This window comes from Candidatus Pantoea edessiphila, assembly GCF_002933335.1.
GTDB lineage: Bacteria > Pseudomonadota > Gammaproteobacteria > Enterobacterales > Enterobacteriaceae > Pantoea_C.
On the sequence record NZ_PDKS01000002.1, the window covers coordinates 1 to 19,873 of the forward strand.

14 protein-coding genes and 1 pseudogene are annotated in these 19,873 nt (G+C 27.1%); 1 reads left to right on the forward strand and 14 read right to left on the reverse strand.

The annotated features are described in order from the left end of the window. The first annotated feature begins 552 nt into the window (after positions 1 to 552). Complete coding sequence (locus CRV11_RS01680) at positions 553 to 2,271, forward strand: proline--tRNA ligase (protein ID WP_136131611.1); 1,719 nt, start codon at positions 553 to 555, stop codon at positions 2,269 to 2,271. Positions 2,272 to 2,331: 60 nt separating this feature from the next. On the opposite strand, the gene tilS is transcribed toward CRV11_RS01680, so the two are convergent. The 14 genes and pseudogenes from tilS to tsf form a co-directional block, all read right to left on the reverse strand. Continuing rightward, positions 2,332 to 3,651 (reverse strand): tRNA lysidine(34) synthetase TilS, encoded by a 1,320-nt coding sequence (gene tilS / locus CRV11_RS01685; protein WP_136131612.1) that lies wholly within the window; start codon positions 3,649 to 3,651, stop codon positions 2,332 to 2,334. A 117-nt stretch (positions 3,652 to 3,768) separates the two neighbouring features. Then, positions 3,769 to 4,724 (reverse strand): annotated as a pseudogene (gene accA, locus CRV11_RS01690) (acetyl-CoA carboxylase carboxyl transferase subunit alpha). Between the two features lie 12 nt (positions 4,725 to 4,736). Further along, positions 4,737 to 8,216, reverse strand: a complete 3,480-nt coding sequence (gene dnaE / locus CRV11_RS01695) for a DNA polymerase III subunit alpha (RefSeq protein ID WP_136131613.1) — start codon at positions 8,214 to 8,216, stop codon at positions 4,737 to 4,739. Positions 8,217 to 8,245: 29 nt separating this feature from the next. After that, entirely contained in the window at positions 8,246 to 8,854 is a 609-nt protein-coding gene (gene rnhB, locus CRV11_RS01700) for a ribonuclease HII (RefSeq protein ID WP_136131614.1), read from the reverse strand. 379 nt (positions 8,855 to 9,233) lie between these two features. Then, positions 9,234 to 9,680 carry a 3-hydroxyacyl-ACP dehydratase FabZ gene (gene fabZ, locus CRV11_RS01705; RefSeq protein WP_136131615.1) on the reverse strand — a complete coding sequence of 149 codons (447 nt, stop codon included), beginning with the start codon at positions 9,678 to 9,680 and terminating at the stop codon, positions 9,234 to 9,236. A gap of 236 nt (positions 9,681 to 9,916) precedes the next feature. After that, entirely contained in the window at positions 9,917 to 10,330 is a 414-nt protein-coding gene (locus tag CRV11_RS01710) for an OmpH family outer membrane protein (RefSeq protein ID WP_158674484.1), read from the reverse strand. Between the two features lie 180 nt (positions 10,331 to 10,510). Then, positions 10,511 to 12,955: an outer membrane protein assembly factor BamA gene (gene bamA / locus CRV11_RS01715; RefSeq protein WP_158674485.1), complete on the reverse strand. Its 2,445-nt coding sequence runs from the start codon at positions 12,953 to 12,955 to the stop codon at positions 10,511 to 10,513. 39 nt (positions 12,956 to 12,994) lie between these two features. Next, complete coding sequence (gene rseP, locus CRV11_RS01720) at positions 12,995 to 14,347, reverse strand: RIP metalloprotease RseP (protein ID WP_136131618.1); 1,353 nt, start codon at positions 14,345 to 14,347, stop codon at positions 12,995 to 12,997. A gap of 19 nt (positions 14,348 to 14,366) precedes the next feature. After that, positions 14,367 to 15,263: a phosphatidate cytidylyltransferase gene (locus tag CRV11_RS01725; protein WP_136131619.1), complete on the reverse strand. Its 897-nt coding sequence runs from the start codon at positions 15,261 to 15,263 to the stop codon at positions 14,367 to 14,369. Further along, positions 15,232 to 15,981 (reverse strand): polyprenyl diphosphate synthase, encoded by a 750-nt coding sequence (uppS, locus tag CRV11_RS01730; protein WP_136131620.1) that lies wholly within the window; start codon positions 15,979 to 15,981, stop codon positions 15,232 to 15,234. The genes CRV11_RS01725 and uppS overlap by 32 nt, the downstream gene beginning before the upstream one ends. A 164-nt stretch (positions 15,982 to 16,145) precedes the next feature. Continuing rightward, entirely contained in the window at positions 16,146 to 17,339 is a 1,194-nt protein-coding gene (gene ispC / locus CRV11_RS01735; RefSeq protein ID WP_136131621.1) for a 1-deoxy-D-xylulose-5-phosphate reductoisomerase, read from the reverse strand. Between the two features lie 93 nt (positions 17,340 to 17,432). Then, a complete protein-coding gene (frr, locus tag CRV11_RS01740) occupies positions 17,433 to 17,990 on the reverse strand; it encodes a ribosome recycling factor (protein ID WP_136131622.1) in 558 nt (185 codons plus the stop codon). An 89-nt stretch (positions 17,991 to 18,079) separates the two neighbouring features. After that, a complete protein-coding gene (gene pyrH, locus CRV11_RS01745) occupies positions 18,080 to 18,805 on the reverse strand; it encodes a UMP kinase (RefSeq protein ID WP_136131623.1) in 726 nt (241 codons plus the stop codon). A 169-nt stretch (positions 18,806 to 18,974) separates the two neighbouring features. Continuing rightward, positions 18,975 to 19,802: a translation elongation factor Ts gene (gene tsf, locus CRV11_RS01750; RefSeq protein WP_136131624.1), complete on the reverse strand. Its 828-nt coding sequence runs from the start codon at positions 19,800 to 19,802 to the stop codon at positions 18,975 to 18,977. Positions 19,803 to 19,873: the final 71 nt, after the last annotated feature.

The following is a 19,873-nucleotide window of genomic DNA, read 5'->3' on the forward strand; positions in this document are numbered from 1 at the left end:
TATTTCTACAGATTAAATCACGTAATAAACTCACGTATCTATTCAATAGATATTTATAACATACATTTAAAATGTTAATGCTAAATCTATGAATACCTACACAGATTGTCTGATAAATTGTTAAAGAGCTTTGCTATGTTAGCTTGTTTAAAGTTATTAGTCAATCTTTAATTTTAATATTACTAATATCTTGACTTAATTATTTATTATTATTAACATGATTTACCTTAGCTTAATATTAAATGCATATATCAAATAAATACTATCTTTTATTTTGATAGATTAATATAATGGATTAGCTAATTTACATAGTTAATTATATTTTAGTATTTTTATGTATTACTATTATAAAAAAATTAGATATAGCTGAAAAATATAAATATTATATTTTTATATAATTAAAGCTATTAACTTAAATTTATTTGAATGCATATTAAGATAATTAGTAATTTATTTATTATTTAATAATTAATGTATTTTTTACTGTAGATTATTTTATGTTATGTTGTTTATATTATGTGGTATTATTAATATTTTATCCTTGGATAGTTAATGTTCACTAGTAAATACTTGTTGTCTACAAACAAAAAAAATTCTTCAGATAATGAAATAATTAGTTATCAATTAATGTTACGTGCAGGAATCATTCGTAAATTGTCCTCAGGTTTATACATTTGGTTGCCTACTGGTATTCGCATATTAAAAAAAATTGAAAATATAATACGCAAAGAGATGAATTCAATAGGAGCGTTAGAAATTTTAATGCCAATAGTACAACCTGCTGATTTATGGAAAAAGAGCAATAGATGGGAAAAATACGGTCCAGAATTACTTAAGATAAAAGATCGTCATAATCGTTTATGTGTTCTCGGCCCTACACATGAAGAAGTGATCACTGATCTAATTAGTAATGAATTACACTCATATAAACAATTACCTCTGAATTTATATCAAATACAAACTAAATTTAGGGATGAGATACGTTCTAGATTTGGCGTTATTAGATCTCGTGAATTTATTATGAAAGATGCTTATTCTTTTCATCTATGTCAGGATTCATTAGAAAAAACATATGATGTTATGTACACTTCTTATTGTAAAATATTTAATCAAATGAGATTAAATTTTCGTGTGGTACAAGCAGATACTGGATCTATAGGTGGTAATATTTCACATGAATTTCAAGTAATAGCAAATAATGGTGAAAATCGTATAGTTTTTTCAGATAAATCTATTTATGCTTCTAATATAGATTGTGCAGAAGTGTATATACCAAAAGATAAACTTGCTTTACCAACACAACAATTGTTAAAAATTGATATACCAAATGGGGAAAGTATTTTATATCTTATAAATTTTTTGCATATTCCGATTAAAAAAATTATTAAAACAATAATAGTTAAAGCAAAAAAAGAAAGCGGATATAAATTTTTTGCATTATTAATTCGTGCAGATCATGAAATAAATGAAAAAAAAGTAGAAAAACTTGACTTAGTTAATTCACCCCTAATATTTGCAAGTGAAGAAGAAATACGTTTTATTACAGGAACAGAACCAAAATCAATTGGACCAATAGATTTAAAAATACCAATAATTGTAGATCATACTGTATCAAACATGAGCGATTTTACTGCAGGCGCTAATGTTGATGGCAAATATTACACTGGAATCAATTGGGGTAGGGATTTACAATTAACTAATATTGCTGATATTCGTAACGTAGTTTCGGGAGACTTGAGCCCTGATGGACAAGGCATATTACATGTTACACATAGCATAGAAATAGGACACATCTTTCAATTAGGAACTAAGTATTCTGATATAATAAAAGCATGCGTACAAACAGAAGATTGTACTAACAAAAATATATTAATGGGATGTTACGGTATTGGTGTAACACGTATTATCGCTGCAGTAATTGAACAAAATCATGATAAATATGGAATTATATGGCCTACTTCATTATCACCTTTTGAAATGGCGATTATCCCAATTAACATGTATTCTTCTACTATTGTCAAAAAAACCGTTGAAAATATATACAACCAATTAATTATAAAAAAAGTTGATGTTATTTTAGATGATAGAAAAGAAACTCCAGGAGTTATGTTTGCAGATATAGAACTTATTGGAATACCATATGTTATAATAATTAGCGAAAGAAATCTTAAAAATAATGATATTGAGTACAAAGTACGTAGTACGGGTGAAAAAAAAATGATCAAATGCAATAAAATTATTGATTTTTTGTTAAATATTCTTAAAAAATAAAAAGCTATCATATTTAGTAATATATTAAATTAAAATAATAGATATTTTTTATCTTTGTGTTTATTTTTTATTCCATAATACTTGCCAACCATATTTGTTATTTGGAATTAATCCGTCATTTGTAATGAATAGATTTACTGCGGATATAAGGTTGTCATTATAATATATCAAAGGAATACGATTACGTTCCCAGGGTGGAATATTAAATTTCTGCCATATTTTTTTTATTTTTAATTTGTTTTTATAGCCAACCAAATAAAAATCACCTCTAGCATAAAATTGAATACTAACTAATTCATGAGACATTGGTAGACGTAATGAATTATTATTATAATCAGCTTGAAGAAAACCTAATTTCTCTGGCAATAAGAGAATATTATTTATATTAGGCCATATCATTTTAATGTTTTTTATAGATGATTTAATAATTGGTAGACAATAAAGATAATGGCAATATCTACGTATTTCATATCTACCTATTTGTAAGCATGGTTTAGCATCAGTACCTAAAATTATTTTATGATAAATTAGTTTTAATAACTTGTAAGATGGCATTAACTCCCCTCTTCGGGAAATCCATCTTCTTAATAATGCATAAATTTTTATATTGCTCATTTTCAATAGAGGTATTAAATATAAACTTCCATTATTTTGTATAAGATTATTAAGTTGGTTTAATAACAATTCATCAATTAAACGTTCTTGTTCCTTGCATAGTAAACAACTTCTTGATACAGTTTTTGTAAAATTAGGCCATTTATAAAGTATTTTAGGCAATACAGAATGACGTAAAAAATTACGATCGAAATTTATATTGCTATTACTATCATCTTCTATCCATGTAAGATCATGTTTTTTTGCATACTCTTCTATTGATTTACGTGAAAATTCTAAAAAAGGCCTTAATATTTTATTTTTTCCAACTACAATTGATGAATGTATAGCAGATAATCCAGCCGGACCACTGCCACGTTTAAGAGCGAGTAGTAATGTTTCACATTGATCATCAAGATGATGAGCAGTTAGTAATACTTCTTGATTTTGCAAAGATGATATTAAGGCATTATACCGTTCTTTACGAGCATTAGCTTCTATCCCTTGTTTAGGGTTTTTTTTAATTTTAACGTTCAATATTCTACAATCTATTTCCCATTTAAAACATATTTCTCTACAATGATTGGCCCAATTATTTGAGTTTTCATTTAATGAATGGTTTACATGTATAGCGCGTATATTAGATTCAGGATATTTTTTTGTGCATAAATATAAACAATGTAGAAGTACAGTAGAATCAAGTCCTCCACTAAATGCTAACACTATTTTAGAATTTTTTTTAAGTAAGGAAACAATATTTTCAAAAAACATAGATGGATAACTCATTATTTTTGTCAATAACAATGGTTTTATCAAATTGAAACCAATGAAATTTTAGAGTAATTATATCGTGCATTAATCAAATAGCTTTTAAATAATATATTAATTTAATATGTGTTTAAATCAGTTATATCCATAATTCATTAAACGTTGATAACGATTGCTTATTATTCTATCAATGCTCAATTTGTCTAAATATTCTAAATCTATTAGCAATTGTCTTTTAAGGTAGTAAGCTATTTTAAATAAATTTCGATGTGCTCCTCCTAATGGTTCGCTAATAATACTATCTATTAATTTGAGTTCTTTTAAGTGATTAGCAGTAATACTCATAACTTCTGCTGCTAATGGTGCTTTATTAATGTTTTTCCATAAAATAGAGGCACAACCCTCCGGTGATATAACTGAATATGTACTATATTCTAACATGTTTACTTTATCACCAATACCAATAGCTAATGCACCACCAGAACCTCCTTCACCTATAATATTACATATAATTGGTACTTTTAAAATTGACATTGAACGCAAATTATTTGCAATAGCTTCACATTGACCTCGCTTCTCAGCACTTACTCCTGGATATGCACCTGGAGTATCTATAAAAGTAATAACAGGCATCTTGAATTTTTCTGCCATTTTCATCAATCGTAAAGCTTTACGGTAACCTTCAGGCGCAGGCATTCCAAAATTACGAATTATTTTTTCTTTAATTTCTCGACCTTTCTGATGCCCAATTATCATAACTGGACGTTTATTTAAACGAGAAATACCGCCAATAATTGATTTATCATCAGCGTATAAACGATCACCTGATAGTTCATCAAAATCATCAAATATATTACAAATATAATCATAAGTATAAGGTCTTAAGGGATGCCTCGATAATTGTAATATTTGCCATGAATTTAAGTTTGCAAAAATTTTACGAGTTAAATTAATACTTTTTTTTTTAAATTTTTAATTTCTTCATCAATATTTATGCCTTTATCATACAAATAATTAATTGAGCTTAGTGAATTTATCTTTGCCTCTAGTTCTACTATTGGTTGTTCAAAGTCTAAATATTTAGGATCCATAATGTACCTGTTTTAATTGAACTCAAATTCTATATAGCTATTTCCTAATAGCAACTGTAATTCATTAATTATATTTCCATCAAGAGAAATTAACCAATTTTTATTAAATATTAATTTTGATTGCATATCTTTTTTATTTACATAAATATTTACGGGAATTGCTCCTAAATTGCTATGATTCATTAATTTACTAATCTGATCTAATAATTTACTGTCATATTGAATTCCTGTAATAATTATAGACAATGCACGTACATATTTTAATCGTGCTTGTTGTATATCCATGATTTCTTGAGCAATTAATTTGACATTAATACCAAAATTATCGATCTTAGTTTGTCCTTTAACTATTAAAATATTATCTTTTTTTAATAATGATTGATACTTTTCTAATATTTCTGTGTAAACGATTACTTCTAATCTACCTGTACTGTCATCTAATGTACAAATAGCTAAGCGATTTCTGCTTTTAGTTATCATGATTTTTATATCAATTGCCATTCCTACGGCAGAAATTATCCTGCCATTTTGCATTAAATTAGCATCTTTTAAACTAATTCCATTAGAGTAATAATTAATTTCTTTTAAATAATATTTTATAGGATGACCAGTAAGATATAAACCAAGAGATTCTTTTTCTGCATCAAGTTGTTTTTTTTCAGACCATGGCGCAACATTTTTATAATATCTTTTCACTTGTTCTTTTTGATTATTGTCAACTCCGAACATATCAAACTGTCCGGATTCTTGTATATGAGTACTTTGATGTGCAAATTTAAATGCTTTATCAATTGAACTTATCATTGAAGCACGATTACAATCTAAGCAATCTAGAGCACCAGACATGATTAATTTTTCTATTACTCTACGATTTATTTTTTTCATAATAACAACCTTACAAAAATCAAAAAAATTTTTAAAACAACCTTCTTTATTTCTTATATCAATAATCATTTGAATGTGTATTTTACCTAAACCCTTAATTGCACCCATTCCATACAAAATTTCTTTTTCTTTGCTAATAAATTCATATAAACTAAGATTTATATCTGGTGGCAGTACCTTGATATTCATGCGAAAACATTCATCTATTAATTCAACAATTTTTTCCGTGTTATCAATATCTGCAGTCATAGCTGCTGCCATAAACTCAACAGGATAATGAGATTTTAACCATAATGTTTGGTATGATATTAAAGCATATGCAGTAGAGTGAGATTTATTAAAACCATATCCAGCAAATTTTTCTAATAAATCAAATATTTTTGTTGCTAATATGACATTAACACCTAATTTTTGCGCACCTTTTATGAAAAAAGATCTTTGATGAGCCATTTCTTCGGGATTTTTTTTACTCATTGCTCGACGTAATATATCTGCTTTACCAGGAGTATAACCAGCAAGTACTTGAGCTATCTGCATAACTTGTTCTTGGTAAAGAATAATACCGTAAGTAGATTCTAGTATCGGTTTTAAAATGTTATGCTGCCAATTAATATCAGGATATGATATAATTTCTCTTCCATGTTTTCTATTAATAAAATTATCTACCATACCAGATTTTAATGGTCCTGGGCGAAATAGTGCTACTAAAGCAATTATATCTTCAAAACGATCTGGTTTTAACCTCTTAATTAAATCTTTTATACCTCGAGATTCAAGTTGAAATATAGCAGTAGTCTCTGCACTTTGTAACATATCAAAACTTACTTTATCTTTTAGTGATATTTCATTAATATTAACCAATGGTTTTTCTTGTTTGAGATTCTGAATATTTACCATTTTTATTGCCGAATTTATTATTGTAAGCGTTTTTAATCCTAAAAAGTCAAATTTAACTAATCCAATATATTCTACATCATTTTTATCAAATTGCGTAACTTGATTAGCACCATTTTCATCGCAATAAATAGGAGTAAAGTCAGAAATTTTAGTTGGGGAAATAACTACACCGCCAGCATGTTTTCCTATACTACGTATAATTCCTTCCAATTTTATTGCTGTATCTATAAGTATTTTAGTATCATCATCTGTTTGATAAAGGTCTAATAATCTCTTTTCATTTAAAAATGCTTTTTTCAATGTCATTCCTATATCAGAAGGGATTAATTTCGCAATTCTATCTATAAAACCATAAGGATATCCTAATACCCGCCCCACATCTCTAATAACCGCTTTAGCTGCCATCGTTCCAAAAGTAATAATTTGTGAAACTGCATCTTTACCATATATTTCATTGACATGATTGATTACTTTATCTCTATTATTCATACAAAAATCAATATCAAAATCAGGCATTGATATGCGCTCTGAATTCAAGAACCTCTCAAACAAAAGATCAAATTTTATAGGATCGATATCTGTAATGTTAAGTACGTAAGCTACTAAAGATCCAGCACCAGAACCACGTCCAGGACCTACTGGTATATTATTATCTTTTGCCCATTGAATAAATTCCATAACTATTAAAAAATAGCTCGGGAAACCCATTTGGTTTATCGTATCAAGTTCAAATTTTAGACGCTTGTAATATTGAACTTTTTTGTTAGTAAAATCTATTGGGTCTTTAAAAAGATTTGTAAGTTTATTATCAAGTCCTACTTTTGATTTCTTGATTAAAAAATCTTTTGGACTTATATTTCCTGTAGGGAATTTTGGCAAAAAATGCTTTCCTAATTCTAAAGTAACATTACATCTTTTTGCTATTTCTACACTATTCTTCAATGCTTCTGGTATATCAGAAAACAGATTACACATTTCATCTTCACTACGCATATATTGTTGCGAACTATAATTGCAAGGACGTTTATCATCATTAATACTCCAACCATTATGTATAGCTACTCTAATTTCATGCGCATAAAAGTCTTGTTGATTAACAAAACAGACTTCATTAGTAGCTAGTACAGGAAGCTGTTCATTAATAGATAAATTTACTGCTGCATTTAAGTAATTTTCTTCATCTGGCCGACCTGTCCTTATTAATTCTAAGTAATAACGATTAGCAAAATGTTTTTTATAAAAATCCAGACATTTTGTTACTAATGCATTGTTATTTAATAGCAAGCTACAGCCAATATCACCTAGACGTCCACCAGAAAGAATAATTAATCCTTCTTTTAATTCACCTAACCAATCTAAATCTATAGTTGGTCCAGCAATTCCATATCCTCTCTTATAAGCACGAGAAATAAGTAAAATTAAATTATTGTAACCAATATTACTAGAAGCTAAAATGGTAATTTTAGTCAATTTATTGCCAAATAATTTGTTTTTAACATTAAAATCTGAACCAATAATTGGTTTTATACCAATATCATGAGATTTAGAATAAAATTGTACTAATCCAAATAGATTTGTAAAATCAGTAATAGCAATAGAAGGCATGCCTAACAAATAGGCATTTTTTACTAAAGAGTTAATTGTTATCAATCCATCAATAATAGAGTAATCACTATGAACACGTAGATGTATAAAGCGTGGTATATTCATAATATTATATTAACTTTGTTTTGTTAGTACTAGGTAATAGCTTTAAATACTGGTTTAAAGCTAAGCCGATGATATGGCGTAACTCCATATTTTTTTAAATTTTTGATATGATTTTTAGTAGGGTAACCTTTATGTTGTGCAAAACCATAATTGGGATATAATGAATCTAATATGATCATTTCTCGATCACGCGTTACCTTTGCTATAATAGAAGCAGCACTGATTTCACCAATTATATTATCACCTTTAACAATTGCTTCAATTGGAATTGATATTTTTGGATAGCTATTACCGTCTACTACAATATAATTTGGAACAATAGATAAATTATTTATAGCTCTTTTCATTGCTAGCATTGTTGCATAAAAGATATTTATCTTATCTATTTCCTTAGGTTCTGCATAACCTATACTCCACGCCAAAGAATTTTTTATAATTTTATCATAAAGTAATATTCTTTGACGTTCTGATAATTTTTTTGAATCAGAAAGTCCTTCTATAGTTTTAATAGGAGAAAAAATTACAGCAGCAGTTACTACTCTGCCTACTAAAGCTCCTCTTCCTACTTCATCTATACCAGCAATTAATGTACATTTATTTTTGCAATTAAACACTCTTAAATCTGATTTTCTTTTCATATATTTCAGATATAGTTTTTTAAATTTTATAATGCATAATATTATATCATTTAAACGGATTTATTCCCTAATAAATTTATTAAAAAATCATAACAAGTTTTTATTATAATATTTTACTTACTAGTAATAATATATTCATTGCAATTTTACTACTACGATAAATTAAACAACAATCATGGTTGGATTTTATTAATAGATCTTATATATTTTATTATGAACTTTAAAATCTCATATAATTTTAGTACAGTTACTTCAATAAATTTCACATTTAATTCAATAAAAAAACATGGATCTATTATAAACTTTTAGTAAAACTATAGTTCATTTCTCAATGAGGATAAATGTAAAAGGTAATTAGAGGTAATATAAATTATATTATTTAATGACGAGCACATAACATGGTAGCTTCGCAAACTATTTTTTTATTAACAGTAGCTATACCTTTGAAACGAGTGATACTGCAACGTGTTTTTTCAAATTTAACCTTTATAATCATTTGGTCTCCTGGAACTACAGGAAGTTTAAAACGAGCATTTTCTATACCCGCAAAATAATAAAACTCTTTAGGTTTTAATTTACCAATGCTATTAAAAGCTAATATACCTGTCGCTTGAGCCATTGCTTCTAAAATTAGAACTCCAGGAAAAATATATTTTCCCGGGAAATGACCTTGAAAAAATGGTTCATTAATAGAAACATTTTTTATCGCTCTCAAGTATTGATGTTTTTTTATTTCTAGCACACGATCAACTAATAGGAAGGGATATCTATGAGGTAATAATTCCAAAATATCTTCAATGTTTAGAGTATAAATTTCGGTAACCAAAATACTTGTCCTAATTAAAAAAAATAACTATTTGATTTAAATCCATAAAAATTAATCCTATTAAAAATTACTGTTATATCAAAGATTAGTATGACAATTCAGACCATTCATGTGTGTTATTTACGGTTAAATATATAACAAGATATAAGCACATAATATGACTTAAATAGTCTACTATATTATGTGCAAATAATTACATTAATCAATGTATACTGTTTATAAATTTTTAGATATAGTTATTTAATGTTTTTTAATACTTCCTTAGTAATATCTTTTTTGCTTAGTATATAAGCAGTAGATTTAGAATCTATTACCACATCATAACTGTGTTTTTTTGCAATTTTTTTTATCGTATTGTGGATCTTATCCAAGATTTTATTGCGTTCTTCTATTTGACGGCGAAGTTTGTCTTTTTCGAATTTTTGAACTTTAATTGAAAATTCATTATTTTGTTTTGTAATATCTTTTACAAGTTTTTTTCTTTCTGTAAGTTTCATAATTGATTTATTGCGATTTAACTTAGTAAACTGATCTCTTATTTTACCTTCTTGTATTTTTAGCTCATTTGCACGAATCCTAAATTCACTTTCCAATTTTTTTGAAACATTAGAATTTTGTGGTATTTTTTGTAAAAGATAATATACATTCACGACAGCAATCTTATCATAAGCCTGCAAATAATTTGAAAAAGTTAAAATAAAAATCAAATATATTAAATGAAAAAATTGTCTCATATAGAATTACCTATAATAATTCATTATAATCAAGTTATTGGGATTACAATATTTTATTTGTCATTAACAATCTAATAATTTTTATAAACATTAATATTACCAGGTTTTACCTACATAAAGTTGAAATTTTTCTATGTTATCTCCTTGATATTGTTTTATTGGTATAGCATAAGAAAATTCTAAAGGTCCAAACGGTGATAACCATTTAAAAGCAATTCCAGTTGATATTCTAATTTTTTTAGGATCATTATAATTTGGCATATTTTTAATTTTTTCACCTTTATACATGGTATCCCACCTAGTATCCCATACATTTCCAAAATCGCAAAATAATGATGTACGTATTGAATTAGATAATTTTTCATTTAATAATGGAATAGGAAATATTAACTCAATACTTCCAGAAAATAAAGCATCTCCTCCTATTGTATTATCTGATATGGTACACTCTCCTGTTGATATGCAATTAGGTGATAATGAATTTGATTTTTTTAAATAGACAGATTTTGGTCCGACAGTATTGGTTTGAAAACCTCGAATGCTCTGTGGACCACCAGAATAAAAATTTTCATAAAAAGGCATTTCTCGTTTTCCAAGTTCTTTACCAAAACCTGAAAAACCTGCACCAAAACCTAAACGTACACTACCCGACAAGATCCACTTATTATCTTCATCAATTGGCACATATTTAGAGCTTTCCAATAAAATCTTAAAAAAATTATTACTTGATTTTAAGAAAGCAATTTTACTATTTAAATTCGTAAAGTTTCCTGTTATAGGTAAAAAAGGTTGACTAAGTGAATTATAGGTCCAACCAAAATTAAAATCAAAATCATTAGTTAATAATTTAAAATCGTTGTCAAAAAAATCATTGTTTTTAATAGATTGAAAATATCGATATATAGATATTTGTTTTGATATATTAAAAATATTATTTTTAGTATAACCCATACCTAGATTTAGTGTACTTGTATTGCTCATTGGAAAACCTAGTGAAAAATCCCCTCCATAACTTATATTATTATATCCTAAGTTACTATATCCATTAGGTCCATTATCTGAGATCATTCTATTATAAAAAACATGCTTACTTAAACTAATGCCTTCTACTGAAAAGTAAGGATCGATTAATACAATATCAGCTTTTTTGTGACCATGCTCTTTGAATACATTGATTGTAAAGATATTTCCTGTTCCAAATAAATTGTTTTGGCTTATACTGCTTTGAAAATTCAAACTATTGTTTTTACCATATCCAAGTCCAAATTTAATTCCTCCTGTTTTATGCTCTGTTACTTTATAAGTTAAATCAATCTGATTTGGGCTATTTGGTAAAAAATTTTTTTCTACTTTAACTTGATCAAAATAATTAGTATTCATAAGAATACGTGTACTTTTATTCACTAGATTATCATTTAACCAAGCACCTTCCATTTGTTCTATTTTGCGCCTTAATACAATATCTTTTGATATGTCATTACCTTTAAAATGTATTTTACGTACATAGTATCTATTTCCTGAATTAACATTAAAACATATTGTTACTTGTTTATTAACATCATCTATTTTGTAATTTACATGTATAATTGGATATGCATATCCATAATCGATAATTGCTTGCTTAATTCTATTTGTAGCCTGATGGACCTTTTCAACACTATATATATCATCCTTGGTAATTTTAATAAGATTTTTTAAATGTTCTAATTTATTATTAAGATTACTACTTAATTTTATATCTAATACTTTATATTGATCACCTTCATTAAGATATACGGTAATATAAACTCTCTTTTTATTTGGTGTTAAGCTTAATTTGGCAGATTTTACTTTAAAACGTATATAACCATTTTTGAGATAAAACTTGCGTAAGTTTATAACAGCATTGTCTAGTTTTTGTTTCTGATAGATTCGACTTTTCAGTATATTCCACCACTTTTTTTTATCTCGAATATCAAATAAAGATAATAATTTACTATAAGTGAATTTCTTATTACCAAGAATATTAATTTGATCAATTTTTGAAAATTCACCCTCTTTTAGTATGAATATAATATTAGAATAATTATTAGGAATAGGAGTAATAATAGTTTTTATAGTAAAATTGTATTTACCTATATTGGAATAAAATTCTTCAAGTGATTTACTTGTGAGAAAAATCGAGTTTCGGTTTATAACATTACCAGCTATTATGTTAGCATCTTCAAATATTTTTTCTATTTTTTCTTTATTGATAATTTTATTGCCGATGATAGTCACTTTAGATATAATAGGAAGTTCTTTAACCTTAATAGTTAAGGTATCATTATTTTTTATAACCTTCACTTGTTCAAAATTATTAGTAGAATATAAAAATTTAATGATGTTTTTGATTGCAATTTTATCAACAACATCACCAGACTTTAATGGTATTTTAGACGATATTAAGTTTAAAGGTATCCTTTTCAATCCTTCAAAATTAATATTTTTAATTTTATCATTGGCGTAAACATCAATAGCAATTAAAAATAAGAGACTAAATAACAATTTTTTTATTATCATTTGTATTATAATTTTTCCCATTAGATAACTTTATATGAATTATAGATTACTTGTAAATTTTGAAAAATCATTAGATAATGCAATTGTTATTAAGATGATGAGAATACTAAAACCTACCCATGAAAAAATATTATATGCTTGATCAGATAAAGGTTTTCCTGTTAATTTTTCTATTATCAAAAACAATATATGGCCACCATCTAAAATAGGTAAAGGTAGTAAATTAAATAAACTAATATTAATGCTAATTAAAGATAAAAAGAACAGGTAATGCATTATTCCAAGTTTAGCTGATGCAGTTGCCCCTTTAGCAATTGTAATCGGACCACTCAAATTATCTAATTTATAATTACCATTGATCAAGTTAAATATTGAATCAACAATCATTTTAATGATTTGCCAAGTTTTTATGAGAGATTGTCTTAATGCAGCAAATATATTATACCTATGAATAATTTTATAATTTTTAGGAAAAACAGTTTGTGACGTTATTAATATATTGTTTTTAATATTGTTTTGAATAAGTTCATTTGCATCAGTCTTAAATTTTAATATTTTATTATTACGATTAATTTCTATTTCTATATTTTTTTTTTGAAAATATTTTACATAATTTATGAAAGGTTGTGAACGCAATAATATATTGCCATCTAACTTAGTGATAATATCTCCCTCTTTTAAATTATATTTATTTAACATATTTATATCACTAATTTTAGTTACTAAAAAATTTACAATTGGATATGGTATAATACCTAATACTAATAATGGATCTCTACGTGGAAGATCAAAATTTAATTTATTTAAGTTAAATTCTTTTTTATAAATAATATTTTCGTTAATATTAGCAAATGTTAGTGTAACAGTAGAATTTTTATGTTTAGACATTAATGCCATACGTACCGTATCCCAATCGGGAGTTACAATATTATCAACTTTCTTAATTTCCGCTCCAGAATTAATATGTGCCTTTCCTATTACTGAATCTTCTATAACTTTACCAATAACTGGAGCATTCATGGTACCGATTTGAAAAAATAAAATTGAATATATAAAAATAGCCATTATTAAATTAGCTATAGGACCTGCTAAAATAATAAAAATTCTTTGCCAAATTGGTTTTCTGTTAAAGGTTTTGTGCAGTAAATGTAGAGGAACTTCACATGCACGTTCGTCAAGCATTTTTACATAGCCACCAACAGGAAATATTGAAACAACAAATTCAGTATCATAAAGATTAAACTTAAAAATTGATTTACCAAAACCAATAGAAAAACGATTTATCTTTACTCCATAATATCTAGCTACAAAAAAATGCCCTAGTTCATGTACCGTCACTAATACACTAAAAGTTATTATAAAAACTCCTATATTCCAGATCACATTTAACATGCCTGTATAATCCTCAAAACTATTTCAGATAAAAAACCATAAATAAACTAAAAACTGGAACAACCGTAGTTAAACTATCTATGCGATCAAGAATTCCACCATGTCCGGGAATTATATTACTACTATCCTTAATACCGATTTCACGTTTCATCATGCTCTCTGTAAGATCTCCCAAAAGAGATGCAAAAGTAATTACAATTGAAAAAATTACTAAATGTTTTTTCGAAAAATCTAAAATTTTTAATTTAAAAAATAAAAGATTTATCAAAAACGAAAAAATTAAGCTAAAAGCAAAACCTTCCCATGTTTTATTAGGTGAAATTATAGGTGCTAGTTTATTCTTACCAAAAACATTGCCAAAGAAATAAGCACTAGAATCTATACAACATACTAAAAAAATAATATATAGAATCCACCAAGATCCTATAAATTGATTTTTATCATAATTTAAGCATCTAAATACTGCTAAGATATAAAAAAAAGGAATAAGAGTAAGAATACCAAAAACAGCACGGATTAAATTAGAGTTGTTCCAGAGAAAAGAAGAGAGAGGATAGGTTAGTACCAAAAATAGTGCTATGATCCACCAGGTTAAAGAGATCCATAATAATGTGGTTACTATTAATGAATAGATATTATATTTATAAATATTAAGAAATAGCATTAATACAAATAATATAAAACCAAATAATATAGACATTATTACACGCTGATATAATAAAATTATACCAGACAAGTTACTCCATTCCCAAGCTGCAAGAACGCATACAGCTAAAACAATTAACTCAAAATTTAAAGGAGATAATAAAAATACCGCAAAAATTATAAACACAATTAAAATCAAAGCAGCAAAAAAACGATTTTTCAAAACAGATACCCCTTTTCTATTTGGTAGTATCCGGCAACAATCTACCATAACGTCTTTCTCTTAAATAAAATTCCTTTAAAGCAATATCAAATATGTGCTCATCAAAATCAGGCCAAAGAATATTAGTAAAGTAAAACTCAGCATAAGCTAGTTGCCATAATAAAAAATTACTAATCCTATATTCACCTCCTGTTCTGATTAATAAATCTACTTCAGGCAAATTACTAGTAGTCAGGTGAGATGTTAAACTATCTTCAGTTATATGCTCAGGAGATAATAATCCATTTTTTACTTTTTTCGCTATTTTTTTTGCACTTTCAGTTATATCCCATCTGCCATCATAATTAATAGCTATGTTTAGTATCAATTTGTTATTGTTTTTAGTTAACATTTCAGCATATTTAATACGATCTTGGATTATTTTATTAAAAAAAACTACATCACCAATAATACATAAGCAAATACCATGTCTATGAAGATTTTCTACTTCTATTTCTAAAGATGATATAAACAACTCTATCAAATCATTTACTTCTTGCTTTGGTCGGTTCCAATTATCTCTACTGAAAGTATATAGTGTTAATACTCTAATATTGTGATTTAAAGCAAATCTAATAGATCTTTTTACAGACTCAACACCTGCTTTATGACCATAAATACGCGATCTTCCTTTATTAAGTGCCCAGCGTCCATTACCATCCATAATAATTGCTATATGATATGGATTATTTATTTGATCGTTATGAATTTTATTATCAAAAGACATATATCAACAAACATAATAGATAATTAATTTTTCCGCAATAAAACAATTTTTAGTTTATTATAGTATGAAACAATTATAATAATAACATTTTTCCATGATCTTTATTTAACTATAACATTGTCAATTAAATCAATCAAACAGTATTGTTATAATAATTTTCAGTACTAATCAAATAACACTAACATCTTCTCAGTAACATCTCGTGCTATTCGATCTATTTCCAGTACAGCTTCTAATGTGGCTGGTTCTTGACAAGAAAAGGCTGTCAAAACAGCACTGTTTAAGGATGCAATATCAGTAAATTTAATTTTATGATTTAAAAAAGCCTCAACAGCAATTTCATTAGCGGCATTTAAGATAGTAGTTGCTGCTTGTCCATCTTTAAAAGCATCTAACATTAATTTTAAACAAGGATAACGATTAAAATCTGGTTCAATAAAAGTAAATGCAGAAAGGTTAGTGAAATCGAGCCGTGGTACACTTGTAGTAATTCTTGCAGGCCACGCCATAGTATTAGCAATTGGTATACGCATATCAGGATTACCTAATTGGGCTAATACACTACCATCACAATATCTCACCATAGAATGAATTATTGATTGAGGATGTAATATTAATTCTATTTGATTTGCGTTTGCATTAAATAACCAACGTGCTTCAACATATTCTAAACCTTTATTCATCATTGTGGCAGAATCAACAGAAATTTTACGTCCCATAGACCAATTAGGATGAGCACAAGCTTCATTAGGAGAGATTTTATTTAAATTTTTTAAATCTATATTGAGAAAAGGACCTCCTGATCCTGTTAGTATAATAGATTCTACGCCATTTTTACGTAAATCAGCGTATCCTAGCTGATTTTGCACTGAAAATGGTAAAATTTGAAAAATTGCATTATGTTCACTATCAACGGGCAGTAATTTTGCATTGTGTTTTTTTACTGCTTCCATAAATATACGACCACAGGTAACCAAAGATTCCTTATTGGCTAACAAAACTGTTTTACCAGCGCGAATTGCTGACCACGTGGGTAATAATCCTGATATCCCAACTATAGCAGCCATTACCTGATCAACTTCACTAAGTCTAGCTAATTCACATGCAACTTTAATTCCAGATAAGACTTCAGTATTTACTTTGAGAGATTTTAATTTATTTCTTACTTTTTTAGCATCTATTTCATTAGCCATAGCAGCATATCGAGGTTGAAATAATTCACATTGTCGAACCATTAAGTCAATATTTCCACCAGCAACTAATGCTATAACTTGATAAAGCTCAGGATTAACACGAATCACATCTAATGTATTAATACCAATAGATCCTGTTGAACCCAATAGAGTCAATCTTTTCATGACACTATCCACATGCCGTAAAAAATAATTATTACTCATAAACTTTTAATTAAAAAGTTTAATAAATTACTATCTGTTAATTTAACATCATGGTTAAAATTTCATTAATTCATTTTCTTTTTTTGAGAGCAACACATCAATTTGAGCAATATATTTAGATGTTATTTTTTGAATATCCTGTTGCAAATTATGTTCGTCATCTTCGCCAATTGTTTTTTCTTTTAACATAATTCTAATTTTATCATTGTTATCTCTTCTAATATTACGTATAGAAACACGACTTTGCTCAGCAGTATTTCTTACAATTTTAATTAATTCTTTCCTACGCTCTTCAGTCAATGTTGGGATAGGAACATAAATATTATCCCCTTCCGAAAGAGGATTTAAACCTAAATCAGATGCTTTAATAGCATTTTTAATTGAAGCAACAATTGAGCTATCAAATACATTAATTTTCAATGTACGTGAATTTTCTACATTAATATTAGATAGTTTATAAATAGGTGTTAAACTGCCATAATAATTCACCATAATACTATCTAGTAGAGTAGTTGCAGCACGTCCTGTTCGAATTTTATTTATTATCTTTGTAAATAAATTAATACATTTAACCATACGTACTTCAGTATCTTTTTTAATATCATTAATCACTTTACAAAACCCTTGTGTTTTTAATTGATTATGTTTAACAAAAGAAAAATGTTAAATTTTGTTAGGTTGATTCTGTTTAATTATTATTACTAATTTTTAATTATAGTACCTTCTTTTTGTCCTACTACTATACAGCGCAGTGCGCCGCGTTTGTTTATATTAAAAACATGAATAGGCAAATTGTGGGCACGAGCTAATGTAAATGCAGTTAGATCCATTATTTTTAATTCTTGATTTAATACCTGAGAATAAGTTAATTGCTCGTATAAAATTGCATCTTCATTATGAGCAGGATCAGAAGAGTATACACCATCTACTTTAGTAGCTTTCAATACCACATTCGCTTCAATTTCAATACCGCGCAAACAAGCTGCAGAATCAGTAGTAAAAAAAGGATTTCCAATACCTGCAGATAATATTACTATATGATTTTTCCCTAAAAGGTCAATTGCTTTTGACCAATTATAATTTTCACAAACTCCTGATAATGGAATTGCTGACATTAAACAAGCATTTATATAAGCTCGATGTAAGGAATCACGAAGAGCTAGACCATTCATTACAGTTGCTAACATACCTATATGATCACCAACTACGCGATTCATGCCTGATCTAGATAGACCCGCTCCACGAAACAAGTTTCCTCCACCAATAACTATTGCAACCTGAACACCTAATGCAATTAATTCTTTTATTTCTTGTGCTAAAAGATCAAGAAAACTTGTATCGATACCAAAACTTTCCTTTCCTTGTAATGCTTCACCACTTAACTTCAGAAGAATACGTTGATAAACAGTATTTTTATTATTTATCATAGCAGACTGTTTCCGAGAAAATTATATAAATGAAATATAAAATTTAGACGATTGTCTATTTCTATTATTACTATTTTATTAAGATATAACAAAAGCAATGTGATTTATCATTGCATATATTAGACAAAAGCCGTATTTGAAAAGGTTTTTTTTTGAAGATTAAAATTATTTATTCCTTGATGTAATGCATATTATTTTTTTCCAATTGTTCTCCAACTTCAAAACGTATAAATTCAATTATTTCAGCGTCTTGTTCTTGTAAAACATCATTAATAGTTTTATTATGATCCATAACGAAAATTTGACCAATTAAAGATATTTCATTTTCAAATTTTCTCATACGACCTTCTACTATTTTCTCAGCAATTTCTCTTGACTTAGTAGACTTTTTTGCAATTACTATTTGAATTTCTCGTTCTTTTTCAATAATATTGTTGGGTATATCTTCTGGTTTGATAAATATAGGATTACTTGCTGCAATATGCATAGCAATGTTCTTTATTAGATTTTTACTTATATTATAACCGGAAACTAATACACCTATACGATCTCTATGTAAGTAACACCCCAGTTCTGCACCTTGTAATATACTCAGTCTGTTGATTTGAATATTTTCGCCTATCTTTGCTACTAATGAAATCCTTTCTTCTTCGAATTGTTTTTTAAGGGAAACAAGATTAATTTCAGGATTTAAAACCACACAATTTGTTAACTTATCAGCAAAATTTAAGAAACAAATATTTTTTGTTACAAAATCAGTTTCACAATTTAATTCTAAGATTACACCATAATTACCAAAAATTTTCACCCTAATAATACCATTTACCGCAACGTTATTTACTTTTTTTAATGCTTTTATAGAACTAGACTTACGCATATATTCTATTGCTAAATGGATATCCCCATTTACTTCAATTAACGCTTTTTTACACTCCATTATGCCTGCTCCAGTATATTCGCGCAGTTTTTTTATTAATGCAGCATTAATTTCAGACATTTCAAATCCTCGGTTAATATTTTATATATTTGTCTTAAACTTAAATAAAAATAAAAATTATTTTTTACTAG

Coding starts and splice junctions, on each gene's coding strand:
- CRV11_RS01680 (WP_136131611.1), top strand. CDS start 553: ATGTTCACTAGTAAATACTTGTTGTCTACAAACAAAAAAAATTCTTCA.
- tilS (WP_136131612.1), bottom strand. CDS start 3,651: ATGAGTTATCCATCTATGTTTTTTGAAAATATTGTTTCCTTACTTAAA.
- dnaE (WP_136131613.1), bottom strand. CDS start 8,216: ATGAATATACCACGCTTTATACATCTACGTGTTCATAGTGATTACTCT.
- rnhB (WP_136131614.1), bottom strand. CDS start 8,854: ATGAAAAGAAAATCAGATTTAAGAGTGTTTAATTGCAAAAATAAATGT.
- bamA (WP_158674485.1), bottom strand. CDS start 12,955: ATGATAATAAAAAAATTGTTATTTAGTCTCTTATTTTTAATTGCTATT.
- rseP (WP_136131618.1), bottom strand. CDS start 14,347: ATGTTAAATGTGATCTGGAATATAGGAGTTTTTATAATAACTTTTAGT.
- CRV11_RS01725 (WP_136131619.1), bottom strand. CDS start 15,263: ATGGTAGATTGTTGCCGGATACTACCAAATAGAAAAGGGGTATCTGTT.
- uppS (WP_136131620.1), bottom strand. CDS start 15,981: ATGTCTTTTGATAATAAAATTCATAACGATCAAATAAATAATCCATAT.
- ispC (WP_136131621.1), bottom strand. CDS start 17,339: ATGAAAAGATTGACTCTATTGGGTTCAACAGGATCTATTGGTATTAAT.
- pyrH (WP_136131623.1), bottom strand. CDS start 18,805: ATGATAAATAATAAAAATACTGTTTATCAACGTATTCTTCTGAAGTTA.
- tsf (WP_136131624.1), bottom strand. CDS start 19,802: ATGTCTGAAATTAATGCTGCATTAATAAAAAAACTGCGCGAATATACT.